We start from the raw sequence: 15,339 nt of genomic DNA, 5'->3' as shown, positions 1-15,339 counted from the left end.
GGAAATGAGTCTAGTGGGGCCCGCCCACCGGACCGACTTCGACGGGCGTCAAGCCGCTCGGGGCTTCAGACCGTGGCGAAGTCGGGTGTGCCGGTGGGCACGGTAAATCGGAACTCCGCGCCGCCCTCGGGCGCGCGCTGCACGGTGATCGTGCCACCGTGCGCCTCGACCAGGCCCTTCACGATGAACAGGCCGAGCCCGGTGCCGCCGCGCCTGCGGCTGTTGCCGCCCCGCCAGAACTGCCGGAAGACGCGCGGAGCCAGCTCGGGCTCGATGCCCTCGCCCTCGTCGCGCACCGACACGGCCACTCCCCATCCGACGGACTCGATCTCGATCGTCACGGTGCCACGACCGTGGCGCACCGCGTTCTCCACCAGATTACCCAGAATCTGGTCGATCTTGTCCTGGTCGAGCCACATCTCCGGCAGGCGGTCGCCGACGATCAGGCGGTAGCGGTCTTCCGAGTCGCCCGCCGCGACCCGGCCGGCGACCAGCCGGTGCGCCCTGGCCGGCAGGTCGACGACCTGGCGGCGCACCTCCAGCCGCCCGGACTCGATGCGCGAGACGTCGAGCAGCTCGGTGATGAGCCGGGTGACGCGGTCGGCGTCGTTGTTGACGGTCTCCAGCATGACGCGCTTCTGCTCGTCGGTGAAGCGCGTCCACTTGGCCAGCAGGGTGGCGGTGAAGCCCTTGACGCTGGTCAGCGGCGAGCGCAGCTCGTGGGCCACGGTGGAGACCAGGTCGGCGCGGCTGCGCTCCAGCCGGGCGCGGGCGCCGCCGTCGCGCAGGGTGATCGTCACCCGCTCGACCTCGCCACCGCGCTCGGGCTCGCGCACCAGCCGGGCCGCGACGTAGAGCTCCTGGCCGCCCGGCAGGTGCAGCGGCCGCTCGGGGACCCTGGTCCTGGTACGCAGCCCGCCCTCGGGATCGAGCGCCTTCCACCACTCGCGCCCGTCGTGGTCGCGGAAGGGGAAGACCTCGTTCATCTCCCGGCCCACGGCGCGCTCCATGGCGACCCGGGTGAGCCGGGCGGCGGCCCGGTTGACGGCCAGCACGCACCCATATCGGTCGGTCACGATAAGGCCGTCGGGGAGGTCGTCGATGGAGATCGTGCACGCGGCGGCCACGACTCGCCCGTCGGTTTCTGCGCCGTGCACGACCTCGCCTCCTCCGCCTACAACGCCGACAATAGCGGGTTTCCGGCCGCCTAGGGCACTCGCTGAGCCCTGGCGGAGGAGTAAAGGCACACCGCCGCGGCGGTGGCCAGGTTGAGACTTTCAGCCTGTCCGTAGATGGGCACTCTGACCACATCGTCCGCCTCGGCGCGTATCTCCTCCGGCAGTCCCCAGGCCTCGTTCCCGAAGATCCACACAGTCGGTCCGGAAAGATCCACGTCGTCGAGCGTGTGCTTGCCCGCGCCGTCGGCCGCCAGCACGCGCATGCCCCGCTCCCTCAGTTGACGCACGGCGGCGGCGACCGGTGCACCGATGACGACCGGCAGATGAAACAGGCTGCCCGCGCTGGCGCGTACGCACTTGCCGTTGTAGGGGTCGACGGAGGCGTCGGTGAAGATCACCGCGTCCGCCCCGGCGGCGTCGGCCGCCCGCATGACGGTGCCGGCGTTGCCCGGGTCGCGTACGTGCGCCAGCATCGCGACCAGCTTCGGCTCCCCGGCCAGCGCCTCCTCCAGCGGCACGTGCACGAGCCGGCACACCGCCAGCAGCCCCTGCGGGGTCACGGTCTGGGACAGCTCCGACATGACCTCGCCGCTGGCCCGGTGGACGGGCACCCCCTGCAGCGTGGCCTGGGTGATGAGCTCGGCGTGCCGCAGCTCGGCCTCGGCCGTGGCGAACAGCTCCAGCGTCACCCCGTCGAGTTTGAGCGCCTCGCGCACCGCCTGCGGCCCCTCGGCCAGGAACCTGCGGTCCTGCTCCCGGAAGGCGCGCTTGGCGAGCCTGCGTGCGGCCTTCACCCTCGGCGACTTCACGTTGGTCAGCTCGGACCCGGCCATGCTCTCCCCCTGATCGTGCGTGGATACAGCAAAAGGGCCCACCGTGACGGTGGGCCCTCTGTGTCTGAAGGCGACCTCAGCTCGCGGTGGCCGGAGCGTTCACGTTCGCCGGGAGCGCCTTCTTGGCGGCCTCGACGAGCGTGGCGAAGGTCGGGCCGTCGTTGACCGCGAGGTCAGCGAGGATCTTGCGGTCGACCTCGATGTTGGCCAGACGCAGGCCCTGGATCAGGCGGTTGTAGGTGATGCCGTTGGCGCGGGCAGCGGCGTTGATCCGCTGGATCCACAGACGGCGGAACGCACCCTTACGGTCCTTGCGGTCCCGGTAGGCGTACGTCATCGAGTGGAGCATCTGCTCCTTGGCCTTGCGGTACAGCCGCGACCGCTGGCCACGGTAACCACTCGCCCTGTCGAGGACGACCTTGCGCTTCTTCTTGGCGTTGAGCGCCCGCTTCACGCGTGCCATGTTTCTTCTCCCCGGGGGTTCGCGCTACTTGGCGAGCAGCTTCTTGATCTTCTTGGTGTCTGCCGGCGAAACGACGACTTCACCCTTGAGACGACGCGTCAGCGTGGACGACTTCCACTCGTTGTAGTGCGCGCGGCTGGCGCGGCGGCGCTTGAGCTTGCCGGTGCCGGTGAGCCGGAACCGCTTCTTCGCACCGCTGTGCGTCTTCATCTTCGGCATGTCGCCGTCTCTCCTCAATTCGGTCGTGCCGGTGGCCGGGCCGGTGCTGGCCGGCCCGGTCGCGGCTTGTTCGTCTGCCGGTGGCTGCCGGGGCGCGTGCTGCAAGGCTAACCCCAGCCGCAGGTCACGCTTCCTGTACGGAAGGTTCCGCTGCCTGTACGGAAGACTCTTCCTGCACGGAAGGCTCCTCTTCCGATGCGGAAGGCTCCTCGCCGTCACGCTGCGCCTTGGCGGCAGCCTTTTCGGCCTTGGCCTCGGCCTTCTTCTTGTGCGGACCGATCACCATGATCATGTTACGGCCGTCCTGCTTGGGCTGGGACTCCACGAACCCGAGCTCCTGGACGTCCTCGGCCAGCCGCTGCAGCAGCCGGAAGCCGAGCTCCGGCCGGGACTGCTCACGCCCGCGGAACATGATCGTGACTTTGACCTTGTCCCCCGCCTTGAGGAACCGCACCACGTGACCCTTCTTGGTCTCGTAGTCGTGCGGGTCGATCTTCGGCCGGAGCTTGATCTCCTTGATGATCGTGTGCGCCTGATTCTTGCGCGCCTCGCGCGCCTTCATCGCGGACTCGTACTTGAACTTGCCGTAGTCCATGAGCTTGCACACGGGCGGTCGAGCCGTGGCCGCGACCTCGACGAGGTCGAGGTCGGCCTCCTGGGCGAGCTTCAGCGCGTCGTGAATGCTGACGATGCCTACCTGCTCGCCGTTCGGGCCCACGAGGCGAACCTCGGGAACTCGGATACGCTCGTTGATGCGGGGCTCAGTGCTGATGGGGCCTCCTAGGTTTGCGTTCCCTACGTGCTCGTCGTGGCGGGGGCCTTCCGCGCCGAAGACGCGAAAAACCCCGCACGTCGCGCATGCGGGGCCACTGAGCTCTGTGGCTTCGTGGCCTCGAGCTCCCCGGAGAGTCCGGCGTGATCCTGGACCCGGCCACCTTTCGGCGACTCGGGTGGGAGGGAGACCTCCGCTTGCGCGTCCAGCAAGGCATGCCGGACCGATCAGAGAGCTACATTACCACAACCACGCACGCGCCTCGAATCTTCCCGCCGGCGCGGGCAATCGCCGGGGAGATCACCGCGGACGGGCCGCGGACCGCCGGGCGATCTCGGCCTCGCCCGCCGCGCGCATGGCCTCGACCGGCACGTCGAGACGGCCGGTCATCAGCTCCACCTGGCGCGCCGCCTGGTGGAGAAGCATCGCGAAGCCGCCGACCACCGTGCCGCCCGCGTCGCGGACCGCCGTGGCCGCCTTCGTGGGCCAGGGGGCGTAGACCACGTCGAACAGCGCCGGCACGCGGGCCAGCCGCCCGGCGAAGGCGTCGGCGGCCCCCGCGGGCAGCGTGGAGACCACCAGGTCCACCCCCGTGTACGCGTCGAGCTTGTCGAACGTCTCCACCGCCAGCGCCACGCCCAGCCGTTCGGCCACCTCGGCGGTCTCTCCCGCCCTGGCCGGGTCGCGGACCAGCAGCGTGGCCGCGAACAGCCCCAGGTTGCGCAGGGCCGCCAGCGCGGAGGCGGCCGTGGCGCCGCCGCCCAGGACGGTCGCCGACCGTGGCGCGGGCACGCCCGCCTCGGCCAGCGCCTGCTCGATGCCGTGGACGTCGGTGTTGTGGCCGTGGCGCAGGCCGTCGGCGAAGACCACGGTGTTGGCCCCGCCCACCTCGACGGCCAGGTCGGAGACGGTGTCGAGGAGCGGCAGCACGGCGCGCTTGAGCGGCATCGTCAGCGACAGCCCCGCCCAGGCGCGCTCACCGCCGCCCTGATCACCGCTGCCCTGCTCACCGCCGCGCTGCTCACCACCGCGCTGCCCGCGCACGGGGGTCAGCCCGGCGAGCAGGCCGGGCAGCCGCGCCTCGTCGCACTCGATCGCCTCGTAGCTCCACCCGTCGAGCCCCATCGCCGCGTAGGCGGCCCTGTGCAGGTGGGGCGAGAGCGAATGCCCGATCGGCGAGCCCATGACCGCAGCCCGCATCGACACTCCTTCCGGAAACACGGTCCCTACTCCTACCACGCCACAGGGGGCCGCCGGCGTCGGACGGCCCCCGTGGCGGAGGTCAGCCGCCGTTCCGTTTGTACTCGGCCAGCAGCGCCTGGCGTTCGGCCTCGGTGGTGGCGAACTTGGTGACGCTGCTGTTGGGGTCGGTGGCGACGAAGTAGAGCCAGTCGCCCTTGGCCGGGTTGAGCGCCGCCTCGATGGCGTGCTGGCCCGGGTTCGAGATCGGGCCCGGCGGCAGGCCGAGGTACATGTACGTGTTGTACCGGCTCTTGGTCTTCGTCTCGGCGATGGTGGCGGCGGTGCGGTACTTGTTGAGTGCGTACATGACCGTGCTGTCCATCTCCAGCTTCATCTCCGGGTCGCGGTCGAGCCGGTTGTAGATGACCCGGGAGATCTTGGGCATGTCCTCGAACCGGCCGGCCTCGGCCTGGATGATGCTGGCGATGACCACGATGTCCTGCGGCTTGCGGCCCAGGGCCTTGGCGCCGCCTTCGAGGTCGACCTCCTCGGCCGTCTGGTTGAACCGCTTGACCATCGCGCCCAGGATCTGGGCCGGGGTGACGTTGGGCGGGAAGTCGTAGGTGGCCGGGAAGGCGTAGCCCTCCAGCTTGCCCTTGGCGTACGACGGCAGATCGAGGTCGGCGGTGTCCTTGGCCGCGGCCGCGAACCCCTTGGCCGGCTTGCCCGTCGCCTTGGCCAGCGTGGACAGCGTGTCGGACAGGCGCAGGCCCTCCTTGACCGCCACCTTGGCCAGCAGCTTGTTCTCGGGGCTCAGCATCGCCACCGCGCCGGCCGCCGACATCTTCTTGCGCATCTTGTACTGGCCGGGCTGGAGCGACCCGCTCTTGCCGGCGTTGCCGATGGCGGTGCTGAACGCCCTGGCGCTGGCCACGACGCCGAGGCGGACCAGCTCCTCGGCCACCTCCGACGCGCTCTGGCCCTCCTTGATCTCGACGATCACCTCGCCGGTGCCCTGGCCGGTGTAGTCGTCGGGCACGAGGGCGTCGCTGACCCACAGGTAGCCGTAGTAGCCGCCGCCGCCGATGATGCCCGCCAGCACGACGAAGGCGAGCAACGGCGCGACGAAACCGCCCCGGTTACGGCGTCTGCGCCGCCGGCGGCTGCCGCCGCGCTTGCCGGAGCCACGGGTACGGCGCCGGGACCGACCCTCGTCGTCCTCGGTGCCGAGCAGGGAGTTCAGATCGAGATCGCTCATAGATGCGCTGGCCAATCTCCCGGTACGGCCCGTTCGGCGTCAAGCGGTTGTGCCGAACCGGCGGAGCTCACCGGGCGAAACGGGGGGATCCGCCGGGCATGCTCCCACGACCAGCGGAGATCACTCTGGGTAGCCATGCTAGGGGATGGGAAGAGGGCGCATGACCCGGTATGGGGCTTTTGCGCGGGCACAGGGGGGGTCCCGCCGAACATCAGTCCGTCCCGAGGTTCTTGTTCAACTCTTCCCGGTATCTCACGAACTCGCTCTCTTTGTTGGTGAATTTGGTGATTCTATGCGCCGGATCCGTCGTCACAAACCAGTGCCAATCACCCGCGGCTGGGTTCAGCGCCGCCAACAGCGCCTTCTCACCGGGATTGTCGATGGGCCCCGGCGGCAGTCCGCGGCGGTGGTAGGTGTTGTAGGGCGAGTTCACCTTGGTGTCGCTCTCCGTGACCTTCAGTGACCGACGGTTCTGCGCATACAGCACCGTGGTGTCCAGCTCCAGCGGCGTGTTGCTCCTGAGTCTGTTGTAGATCACTCTGGCGATCTTGGGGTAATCGGCGTCGGTGCCGCCTTCCGCCTGCACGAGGCTGGCGACCGTGAGCGCCTCCAGCGGGCTCAGGCCGAGCCGGCGGGCCCCCTCCGCCAGGTGGATCTGCCGGGCGGCCACGCCCCACCGCTCCACCATGGCGGCCAGCACGTCCACCGCCTTGTCGCCGGGCTCGACGTCGTACGTGGCCGGGAACAGGAAACCCTCGATCCCGGGCGCGTACGAGGGCAGCCCGAGCAGGCTCTTGTCCACGCTCTGCAGCTCCTTCAGCGGCAGCGCGGCCAGCTGGGCGACGCGCCGCAGCACCTCGCCCGCGCGCAGCCCCTCCGGCACCGCCACCCGCCTGACGAGCCGGGAGGCGGGTGCGAGCAGCAGGTCGAGCGCCGCGCCCGCGGCCATGCCCTTGCGCAGCCGGTAGTGGCCGGGACGCAGCCGGTTGGCCACGGCCCGCTCCTGGGCCGCGTTCACGAACGAACGTGAGCTGGCCACCACGCCGGCGTCGGCCAGCGCCGTGCCGATGTCCTCCGCGTTCGCCCCTGGCGGGATGCGGACGGTGACCGTCCCGCTGCCCACGCCCTCGAAGTCCTCGGGGCTCAGGTACGGCCTGACCACCATGAGCACGCCCGCGCCCGCCGCCACCAGAGCGGCGACCAGCGCGGCGGAGATCAGCCCGGCCTTGCCCAGGGCCCGGCCACGGCGCGAGGACCGGCTGCTCCGGGCAGGCTCCTCGGCCACCGGGTGCGGCATGCTCCCGGCAGGGTCCTCACCTGCCGTTTGCGGGCTGCTTTCGACAGGGTCCGCACCCACCGGCCATGGTCTGCTACGGGCAGGGTCCTCGGCCACCGGGTGCGGCATGGTCCCGGCAGGGTCCTCGCCCACCGGTCGCGGGCTGCTTCCGGGGTGCTCCTCGGCCGCCGGTTGCGGCGGTGTCTCCTGCTCGGAGTCCGTCCGCCGGAACGGGATGACCTCGCCGCCGCCGTCGTCGGGGGTGGTGTTCACGCGGCCACCTCGCCGGTCGCACGCCCGGCGGGCGGCATCGGGGCCTGCGCACGGGCCATGCCCTCGTAGCGGGCCCCGTCACGGGCCTCACGGTGCCGCCCGGTCATGAGGCAGGTCCGTCGGCCGCCGCGGGGGGCGGTTCGACGGGCCTGCCTGGTGGTCTGTCGGTGGCGCGTTCGGAGTCGAGGGCATCCTGGAGCAGGACGACGGCGGCCGCCTGGTCGACGACCCCGCGCTGCTTCTTGGCGCTCACGCCGCTGGCCCGCAGCCCGTGCTGGGCCGCGACCGTGGTGAGCCGTTCGTCGAACAGCCGCACGGGCGTGGGCGCCAGCCGGCCGGCCAGCTCGGCGGCGAACGCGCGGGCCAGCCCGGCCGCCTGCCCCTCACGCCCGGACAGCGACGTGGGCAACCCCACGATCACCTCGATCGCCTCGTGCTCGGCGACGATCTCGGCGAGGCGGTCGAGGTCGCCCTTGCCCCGGCGCACGGTCTCGACCGGCGTGGCCAGCGTCCCGCTGGGATCGCTGCGCGCCACGCCGATGCGTACGGAACCGACGTCGACGCCGATCCGCGAACCGAACCTCATGTCATCCGATCTGCTCGCCGATGGCCTGTTCGACCAGGCCGAGCGCGTCGCCGATCGCCTCGGGCCGCGTACCGCCGCCCTGCGCGACATCGTCCTTGCCGCCACCGCCACCCCCAAGAGCCTTGGCGGCGACGCCGACCAGCCTTCCGGCCTTGAGCCCCCGCTCGCGCCCCGCCTCGTTGACCGCGGCGACCACCACGGGCCGGTCGGAGGGGGCGCCGGCGATCACCACGACCGCCGGCCGGTCGGCCGGGAATCTGCCACGCACATCAAGCGCGAGCTTACGCAGGTCGTCGGCGCCGGTGCCATCAGGCGCGCGGTGTGTCACCACGGAGACTCCGTGCAGGTCACGGGCCTGGGACGCCAGCTCGCCGGCCACCTGGAGCACCTGCGCCGAGCGGACCTTCTCCAGCTCCTTCTCGGCGGTGCGCAGGCGGGTGACGATGCCCTCGATGCGCTCGGGCAGCTCCTCACGGCGCGCCTTGAGCTGCTCGGACAGCTGGGCCACCAGCACGCTCTCGCGGGCCAGGAAGCGGAAGGCGTCGATGCCGACCAGCGCCTCGACCCGGCGCACGCCCGCGCCGACCGACTGCTCGCCCAGCACCTTGACCAGGCCGAGCTGCCCGGAGCTGTGGACGTGGGTGCCACCGCACAGCTCGCGCGAGTAGTCGCCGATCTCGACCACGCGGACCTCGTCGCCGTACTTCTCGCCGAACATCGCCAGCGCGCCCATCGCCCTGGCCTCGGCCTGGGAGGTGTAGAACGCGTTGACCTTGAGGTCGTTGATCAGCACCGCGTTGACCTCGTCCTCGACGTCGCGCAGCACGCTGGCCGGGACGGCGCCCGCCGCGGTGAAGTCGAAGCGGAAGCGGCCCGGGGAGTTCTCCGAGCCCGCCTGCGCGGCCGTCTCGCCCAGCGCGTTCTTGAAGCCGCGGTGGACCAGGTGGGTGGCGCTGTGGCTGCGCGAGATCGCCCGGCGGCGCTCGACATCGATCTCGGCCTGCGCCTCGTCGCCGGCCTTCAGCTCACCGCTGCGGACCTTGCCGCGGTGGACGATCAGGCCCTTGAGCGGCGACTGCACGTCGAGGATCTCGACCTCGGCGCCCGCCGTGCGGATGACGCCCTGGTCGGCGAGCTGGCCGCCGCCCTCGGCGTAGAACGGGGTGCGGCCGAGCACGATCTCGACGGTCGTGCCCGCGCCGGCCGCCGGCACGCTGACGCCGTCGACCAGGATGCCGACGACGGAGGTCTCGGCCTCGGTCTCGTCGTAGCCCAGGAAGTCGATCTTGCCGGCCTTCTCCAGCAGGTGGCCGAAGACGGAGATGTCGGCGTTGCCGGTCTTCTTGGCCGCCGCGTCGGCCTTGGCGTTCTGCCGCTGCTCCTTCATGAGGCGGCGGAAGCCCTCTTCGTCGACCTTGAGCCCCTGCTCGGCCGCCATCTCCAGGGTGAGGTCGATCGGGAAGCCGTAGGTGTCGTGCAGCTTGAACGCCTGGTCGCCCGAGAGCGTCGTGCCCGACTTGCGCTTGGTCTCCTCGACGGCCACGTCGAAGATCGCGGTGCCGGTGCGGAGCGTGCCCAGGAAGGACGCCTCCTCCGCGTCGATGATCCCGTGGATCTGCGGCGCGTCGACCTTGAGCTCGGGGTACTGCTCGCCCATCACGTTGATCGCGACGTCGGTCAGCTCGTGCATGTAGCGCTCGTCGCCGGAGCCGAGCAGGCGCAGGTTGCGCACCGAGCGGCGCAGGATGCGGCGCAGCACGTAGCCGCGGCCCTCATTGCCGGGCATGACGCCGTCGGCGACCAGCATGGTGCCGGTGCGCACGTGGTCGGCGATCACGCGCAGGCTCACGTCGGCGCGGTGGTCGCGGCCGTAGCGGGTCTTGGTGAGCTCGGCCGCCTTGTCGAGGATCTTGTAGGTGGTGTCGATCTCGTAGAGGTTGTCGACGCCCTGCAGGATCGTCGCCATGCGCTCGAGGCCCATGCCGGTGTCGATGTTCTTGGCCGGCAGCTCACCGGAGATGTCGAAGTCGACCTTGGTGCGGACCTGGCTGAGCTGGTACTGCATGAAGACGAGGTTCCAGACCTCGAGGTAGCGGTCCTCGTCGGCGACGGGGCCGCCCTCCTTGCCGTACTCGGGGCCGCGGTCGTAGTAGATCTCCGAGCAGGGGCCGCCGGGGCCGGGCACGCCCATGTGCCAGTAGTTGTCCTCCAGGCCGCGGCGCTGGATACGGCTCTCGGGCACGCCGACCTTGTTGCGCCAGATGTCGTAGGCCTCGTCGTCCTCGAGGTAGACGGTGGCCCACAGCCGCTCCTCGGGGAAGCCGAAGCCGCCGTCGGACTCGGACCTGGTGAGCAGCTCCCACGCGAACGGGATCACTTCGGACTTGAAGTAGTCGCCGAAGGAGAAGTTGCCGAGCATCTGGAAGAAGGTGGCGTGCCGGGTGGTCTTGCCGACCTCTTCGATGTCGGGCGTGCGCACACACTTCTGCGCGGTGGCCAGCCGTGACGCCGGAGGCTTGCGCTGCCCCAGGAAGTACGGCTTGAACGGCACCATACCGGCAGGAACCAGGAGTAGCGTGGGGTCCTCAGCGATCAGGCTGGCCGAGGGCACGACCTTGTGCCCACGCTCCTCGAAGAAGCGCAGGAAGCGGCGGGCTATCTCTGCCGACTCCATTGTGGCCATCCTTTGCTGGTAGTCAGTTGTCGATTTCAGCGTTGTCGAGCCCGAAGCGCGCCCGCAACTGGGTTTCGCGCTCGGCGGCCTCGCCGAGCGCGTCAGAGGTAAAGTCTCTCACCCGCGCGAGCATCCCCGCCGCGCCGTCGGCGGTGCGCCGCACGACGTGGGTCGGGTGCAGCGCCTGCAGCCTGCGCATCACCCAGAAGGCGAGGAACGCGCCGAGCGAGAGGTAGAACAGCCGTCTGATCACCGGGACCGCCTCACCCGGGCGGGCCTGCGGGCCTCGATGGCGCGCCGCACGCCGTAGCCGAGCGACGACACCTTGATCAACGGGCCCGTGAAGATGGTCTGCGTCACCGCGCTGAGCTTGGCGGCGTGCGCGCTGACCTGCTTGACGTCCTGGGCGATGGCCTCGACGGCGACGAGTTGCCTGTTGGTCTCGTTGACCGTGACGCTCACGTCGTCGAGCAGCGGTACCAGGCGGTTGTTCAGGTCGGAGACCGCCTTGGTGGTCTCGGTGAGCAGCCTGGCGAGCTTGACGAGCACCATGGCGAGAACGCAGACCAGGACAATCCAGCCCGTGGCCGCGATCAGGCCGGCGACCTCTCCAGCGGTAAGCATCCGCTCATCTCCCTCGTACGCTGGGCCGGAACGGCAAGAACCCTATCGCGTCCCGGCGACAACGTTAGTGAGGAAAACGGGCCGGATCCGGCGGCGAGGCCACCTGCGGACACTTCGTTGACCGATCACATGCCGCTCCGACCAGGCGTTCCGCCGCTCGGCCCGCCTCTCGTCACGCCTCGGGGACGCGGGCGAAGGCGCGTACGGGAACCCTCCCGACGCCCTCCAGGAACGGCGGCGCGGCCGTGAACAGGGCGCCGGTGGGCGGCAGCCGGTCGAGCCCGGCCAGCCGCTCCACGACCGGCACGCCCCCCGCCAGCAGCACGTCGAGAGCCGCCGAACCCCCGGCCGCGTCGGCGTCGGTGCCGACCAGGGACGCGCCGTGCCCCGCCAGCCACGCGGCGGCCTCCGGGGTGAGCCGCCCGCCGCCGGGCGCGCCGGTGTGCAGCAGCACCGCCCTGCCGCGCACGTCGAAGGCGGCCAGCGCCCCCACGCCGACCTCCCGCGCCCCGTTCCCCGGCTCCGCTCCCGCCACGCGCACCACCACGGCGGGCAGCTCGGCGGTGCGGGCCAGGGGCAGGCCGGTCAGGTCACCGCCGGGCGCCACCAGGTACGTGCCGCCGTCGGCGGGCCGGCGGGCCAGCTCGACCAGCGCTCCCCCGGCCGCCGGCGCGGCCTGCGCGGCCCTGTCGGACGGCCCTCCCCTGGTGCCCTTGTGCGGCTCGGCGAAGATCTCGACGTTGTCGAGCTCGACGCCGTCGGTCATCAGCAGGCCGAGCGAGGCCACGAACAGCGCGGCGATCTCGTCCTCGGCGGCGTGGGGGCCGGGCAGGTCGACGCGGAAGCCGTGGACGGCCAGGTCGCCGCCGTTGCCGAAGGTGATGCGGGCGTCGAAGCTCGCGCGGTGGTCGGTCATGATGGCGATCAATCTAGCGTCCGGGCAGGGCTCAGGAGCCGCGCAGGAAGTCGCGGATCCGGGCCCAGCGGTCGGCCACCGGAGCCTCGGCGCCGTGCCTGGTGGGCTCGTAGTAGCGGCGGTCGCGCACCTGCTCGGGCGCGTAGTCCTGGCGCACCAGGCCGTGGTCGAAGTCGTGGGGGTACTTGTAGCCGTCGCCGTGGCCGAGCTTGGCCGCGCCCGGGTAGTGGGCGTCGCGCAGGTGGCCGGGGACCTGGCCGATCAGCCCCTTGCGGACGTCGCCGACCGCCGCGCCGATGGCCTTGACGACCGCGTTGGACTTGGGCGCCATCGCGCAGTGGATGACGGCGTGGGCCAGGTTGATCTGCCCCTCGGGCAGCCCGATGAGCTGCACGGCCTGGGCCACGGCCACCGCCGTCTGCAGGCAGGTGGGGTCGGCCATGCCGACGTCCTCGGAGGCGAAGATGACGATGCGGCGGGCGATGAAGCGCGGGTCCTCGCCGGCTTCGATCATACGGGCGAGGTAGTGGAGCGCGGCGTCGGCGTCGGAGCCGCGCATCGACTTGATGAACGCGCTGATCACGTCGTAGTGCTGGTCGCCCTGGCGGTCGTAGCGCACGGCCGCCTTGTCGGCGGCCTTCTCCACCACCTCGACGGTGATGTCGTCGGCCAGCAGGGCGGCGGCCTCCAGGTAGGTCAGCGACCTGCGCGCGTCGCCGCCGGCCAGGCGCACCAGGTGGTCGAGGGCCTCGGGCGCGAGCCGGGGCCGCCCGCCCAGGCCGCGCGGCTCGGCCACCGCGCGCTCCAGGACCGCGCGCACGTCGTCGTCGGACAGCGACTCCAGCGTGAGCAGCAGCGAGCGCGACAACAGCGGCGAGATGACCGAGAAGGAGGGGTTCTCGGTGGTGGCGCCGATGAAGGTGACCCAGCGGTTCTCCACCGCCGGCAGCAGCGCGTCCTGCTGAGCCTTGTTGAAGCGGTGGACCTCGTCGACGAACAGCACGGTCTGCCGGCCGCTCATGCCCAGCTCGCGGCGGGCGTTGTCGATGGCGGCGCGGACGTCCTTGATGCCGGCCGAGACGGCGGAGATCTCGACGAAGCGGCGCTTGGTGACGTTGGAGACGACGTAGGCCAGGGTCGTCTTGCCGGTGCCGGGCGGGCCCCACAGGAACAGCGACATGGGGGCCTCGCTCTCGACCAGCCGCCGCAGCGGGGTGCCGGGGCCCAGCAGATGCCGCTGGCCGATCACCTCGTCGAGGGTGCGCGGGCGCATCCGCACCGCGAGGGGTTGCGGGGTGGCCTCCTCAGCCGCCGAATCGAACAGGCTATCCACAACGCGAGATTACACGCCGGTCAGAACCGCCGCGGCCCACACGGCCCTGGCCCCGGAGTCGCCCGCCCGGAAGCAGAAGTAGCCCGCCACGGCGGCCAGGACGACCGTCAGCGCCGACAGGACCAGTGTGACGGGCCTGCCGAACCGGTCGGAGGTGAGCGAGCCGCGTGCGGGGGTGGTGGCGTACACCAGGGCCAGGCAGGCGGCGGCGAGCCCGGCCGCCGACAGCAGCAGCGGGGTCGCGAAGCCCTCGTGGACGGCGACGCGCGCGCCGAGCGGGCCGTCCACGCCGGCGAAGCGGGCCCGTTCGAGGCTCTCCCCGCTCTCCTTGGCCGCGAGGACCGCCGCGGGGGCGGCCACGGCCAGCAGCACCACCGCCCACGCCGTCACGGCCCGTACGCGTGGCGCCAGCGCGTACGCCCCGCCCACGAGGACGAGCAGCGGCGTCAGCACCACGGCGAGGTGCACGATCAGCGGATGGGCCGGCAGGCCGAGGATCTGGTCGAACACGGTCACTCCTTGGAGGGGCTGACTGGACTACGTATCCGGCTGCGAAATGGTTCTCTCCTCACTTGCCCCACTCTGCGGCTTCCGCCACTTACGCCCGGCACATATCGGAGGCCGGTAGCATTCGCGGAGTTGTTTGGTCATGTGTCGGCAAAGATGAAGGAGACAACCGGTGAGCGGCGACGACCGCCAGAGCGAGCTGGCCCGGGAGCACAAGGAGCGGCAGGCGAGGCGCGCGGCCGAGCAGACCGCCAAAGCCAGGCGGAACACCTTCATCGGCGCGGGCGTGGCCGTCGTCGTGGTGGCGGGCGGCATCTTCGCCGCGACCACCCTGATGGGCGACGACAAGAAGACGGTCGCGGCGGAGAGCACCCCCTCGCCCTCCGCCAGCACCAGCTCCCCCGCCCCGACGGCGCTGCCGAGCACCACGCCGCCCAAGCAGGCGGGCAAGGTGTCGTGCACGTACAAGCGTGACGAGTCCGCGCCCAACAAGTTCGTCGGCCTGCCGGGCAAGCGCCCCAACCTCAAGCTCAAGACGATGACCGTGAGCACCAACCACGGCGACATCGTGATCGACGTCGACGCGAACGCGACCCCGTGCTCGGTCAACTCGATGGCGTTCCTGGCCAAGAAGGGCTTCTACGACAACACCAAGTGCCACCGGCTGGTGACGCCGGAGACGGCCGGCCTGTTCCTGCTGCAGTGCGGCGACCCGCAGGCCAAGGCCGACGGCAGGAACCCGACCGACGGGCAGGGCACGGCCGGTTACGTGTTCGGCGACGAGGCCGTCGGCATGTCCTACACCAAGGGCGTGGTCTTCCTGACCCAGCCCGACGGCGCGTCGGGGCAGAACAGCAGCCAGTTCGCCATCTCGCTGTCGGACGAGAACGGCCAGCTGGAGCCGCAGTACTCGGTGCTCGGCATAGTGCGCTCGGGCCTGGAGATCATCGAGAAGGTCGCCAAGGACGGCGTCATCGTCAACGGCGACGACATCGTGGGCGACGGCGGCTCGACCGCGCCGAAGAACCCGATCATCATCAAGCGCGTCACCGTGAGGTAGCACGCGCAACACGACGGCGGGCGCCCCCTTGTACGCCAAACGCCACGGATTTCCCCTGTCTCCCACCGGTTCCTGTGACACACGCCGTACCAGAAGGGAGTTGTGGCCACGCCGGCCACCGTCAGCACGGCCAGCGCCCCCAGCACGGCCGGGACCGCGAACGGCGCCCCCAGCCAGTCGCCGAT

General features: G+C 71.0%; 16 protein-coding genes. 1 reads left to right on the top strand and 15 read right to left on the bottom strand.

Annotated elements, in window-relative coordinates:
- Positions 1–65 precede the first annotated feature (65 nt).
- The 15 genes from ABZ444_RS38705 to ABZ444_RS38635 all read right to left on the bottom strand — a co-directional run bounded on the left by ABZ444_RS38705 (position 66) and on the right by ABZ444_RS38635 (position 14,097).
- Positions 66–1,157: an ATP-binding protein gene (locus ABZ444_RS38705; protein ID WP_357986150.1), complete on the bottom strand. Its 1,092-nt coding sequence runs from the start codon at positions 1,155–1,157 to the stop codon at positions 66–68.
- A 50-nt stretch (positions 1,158–1,207) separates the two neighbouring features.
- Positions 1,208–2,011 carry an RNA methyltransferase gene (locus ABZ444_RS38700; protein WP_358008353.1) on the bottom strand — a complete coding sequence of 268 codons (804 nt, stop codon included), beginning with the start codon at positions 2,009–2,011 and terminating at the stop codon, positions 1,208–1,210.
- A gap of 76 nt (positions 2,012–2,087) precedes the next feature.
- Positions 2,088–2,474: a 50S ribosomal protein L20 gene (rplT, locus tag ABZ444_RS38695; RefSeq protein WP_357986156.1), complete on the bottom strand. Its 387-nt coding sequence runs from the start codon at positions 2,472–2,474 to the stop codon at positions 2,088–2,090.
- Between the two features lie 24 nt (positions 2,475–2,498).
- On the bottom strand, positions 2,499–2,693 hold the full coding sequence (rpmI, locus tag ABZ444_RS38690) for a 50S ribosomal protein L35 (protein ID WP_125635662.1): 195 nt from the start codon (positions 2,691–2,693) through the stop codon (positions 2,499–2,501).
- Positions 2,694–2,817: 124 nt separating this feature from the next.
- On the bottom strand, positions 2,818–3,465 hold the full coding sequence (gene infC / locus ABZ444_RS38685; RefSeq protein WP_358008491.1) for a translation initiation factor IF-3: 648 nt from the start codon (positions 3,463–3,465) through the stop codon (positions 2,818–2,820).
- 300 nt (positions 3,466–3,765) lie between these two features.
- A complete protein-coding gene (locus ABZ444_RS38680) occupies positions 3,766–4,665 on the bottom strand; it encodes a shikimate dehydrogenase (RefSeq protein ID WP_358008350.1) in 900 nt (299 codons plus the stop codon).
- Positions 4,666–4,747: 82 nt separating this feature from the next.
- On the bottom strand, positions 4,748–5,905 hold the full coding sequence (mltG, locus tag ABZ444_RS38675; RefSeq protein ID WP_358008347.1) for an endolytic transglycosylase MltG: 1,158 nt from the start codon (positions 5,903–5,905) through the stop codon (positions 4,748–4,750).
- Between the two features lie 211 nt (positions 5,906–6,116).
- On the bottom strand, positions 6,117–7,454 hold the full coding sequence (mltG, locus tag ABZ444_RS38670; RefSeq protein ID WP_358008345.1) for an endolytic transglycosylase MltG: 1,338 nt from the start codon (positions 7,452–7,454) through the stop codon (positions 6,117–6,119).
- A 103-nt stretch (positions 7,455–7,557) separates the two neighbouring features.
- Positions 7,558–8,040 carry a Holliday junction resolvase RuvX gene (gene ruvX, locus ABZ444_RS38665; RefSeq protein WP_357986168.1) on the bottom strand — a complete coding sequence of 161 codons (483 nt, stop codon included), beginning with the start codon at positions 8,038–8,040 and terminating at the stop codon, positions 7,558–7,560.
- A gap of 1 nt (position 8,041) precedes the next feature.
- Positions 8,042–10,714: an alanine--tRNA ligase gene (gene alaS / locus ABZ444_RS38660; protein ID WP_358008342.1), complete on the bottom strand. Its 2,673-nt coding sequence runs from the start codon at positions 10,712–10,714 to the stop codon at positions 8,042–8,044.
- Positions 10,715–10,736: 22 nt separating this feature from the next.
- On the bottom strand, positions 10,737–10,967 hold the full coding sequence (locus ABZ444_RS38655) for a hypothetical protein (RefSeq protein ID WP_352327836.1): 231 nt from the start codon (positions 10,965–10,967) through the stop codon (positions 10,737–10,739).
- Positions 10,964–11,338 carry a DUF948 domain-containing protein gene (locus ABZ444_RS38650; RefSeq protein WP_352327837.1) on the bottom strand — a complete coding sequence of 125 codons (375 nt, stop codon included), beginning with the start codon at positions 11,336–11,338 and terminating at the stop codon, positions 10,964–10,966. The genes ABZ444_RS38655 and ABZ444_RS38650 overlap by 4 nt, the downstream gene beginning before the upstream one ends.
- Before the next feature lie 172 nt (positions 11,339–11,510).
- The gene (locus ABZ444_RS38645; protein WP_358008339.1) at positions 11,511–12,254 is read right to left on the bottom strand and encodes a hypothetical protein; all 744 of its coding nucleotides are present in this window, start codon (positions 12,252–12,254) and stop codon (positions 11,511–11,513) included.
- A 31-nt stretch (positions 12,255–12,285) separates the two neighbouring features.
- Positions 12,286–13,587 carry a replication-associated recombination protein A gene (locus tag ABZ444_RS38640; protein WP_358008336.1) on the bottom strand — a complete coding sequence of 434 codons (1,302 nt, stop codon included), beginning with the start codon at positions 13,585–13,587 and terminating at the stop codon, positions 12,286–12,288.
- Positions 13,588–13,596: 9 nt separating this feature from the next.
- Positions 13,597–14,097: a hypothetical protein gene (locus ABZ444_RS38635; RefSeq protein ID WP_358008333.1), complete on the bottom strand. Its 501-nt coding sequence runs from the start codon at positions 14,095–14,097 to the stop codon at positions 13,597–13,599.
- Positions 14,098–14,266: 169 nt separating this feature from the next.
- Between ABZ444_RS38635 and ABZ444_RS38630 the strand changes: the two genes are divergently transcribed.
- Positions 14,267–15,154 (top strand): peptidylprolyl isomerase, encoded by an 888-nt coding sequence (locus tag ABZ444_RS38630; RefSeq protein ID WP_358008330.1) that lies wholly within the window; start codon positions 14,267–14,269, stop codon positions 15,152–15,154.
- Positions 15,155–15,339: the final 185 nt, after the last annotated feature.

The sequence above is a fragment of the Nonomuraea sp. NPDC005730 genome, assembly GCF_040630865.1.
In the GTDB taxonomy this organism is placed as follows: Bacteria; Actinomycetota; Actinomycetes; order Streptosporangiales; family Streptosporangiaceae; genus Nonomuraea.
Note: the sequence above shows the minus strand (reverse complement) of the source record. Positions and strands in the feature narration are given on the sequence as shown.

Bases quoted from the DNA above. Each gene is read 5' to 3' on its own strand.
- mltG (WP_358008347.1), bottom strand. From the start codon at position 5,905: ATGAGCGATCTCGATCTGAACTCCCTGCTCGGCACCGAGGACGACGAG.
- ABZ444_RS38645 (WP_358008339.1), bottom strand. From the start codon at position 12,254: ATGACCGACCACCGCGCGAGCTTCGACGCCCGCATCACCTTCGGCAAC.
- rpmI (WP_125635662.1), bottom strand. From the start codon at position 2,693: ATGCCGAAGATGAAGACGCACAGCGGTGCGAAGAAGCGGTTCCGGCTC.
- rplT (WP_357986156.1), bottom strand. From the start codon at position 2,474: ATGGCACGCGTGAAGCGGGCGCTCAACGCCAAGAAGAAGCGCAAGGTC.
- alaS (WP_358008342.1), bottom strand. From the start codon at position 10,714: ATGGAGTCGGCAGAGATAGCCCGCCGCTTCCTGCGCTTCTTCGAGGAG.
- ABZ444_RS38680 (WP_358008350.1), bottom strand. From the start codon at position 4,665: ATGCGGGCTGCGGTCATGGGCTCGCCGATCGGGCATTCGCTCTCGCCC.
- ABZ444_RS38650 (WP_352327837.1), bottom strand. From the start codon at position 11,338: ATGCTTACCGCTGGAGAGGTCGCCGGCCTGATCGCGGCCACGGGCTGG.
- ABZ444_RS38700 (WP_358008353.1), bottom strand. From the start codon at position 2,011: ATGGCCGGGTCCGAGCTGACCAACGTGAAGTCGCCGAGGGTGAAGGCC.
- ruvX (WP_357986168.1), bottom strand. From the start codon at position 8,040: ATGAGGTTCGGTTCGCGGATCGGCGTCGACGTCGGTTCCGTACGCATC.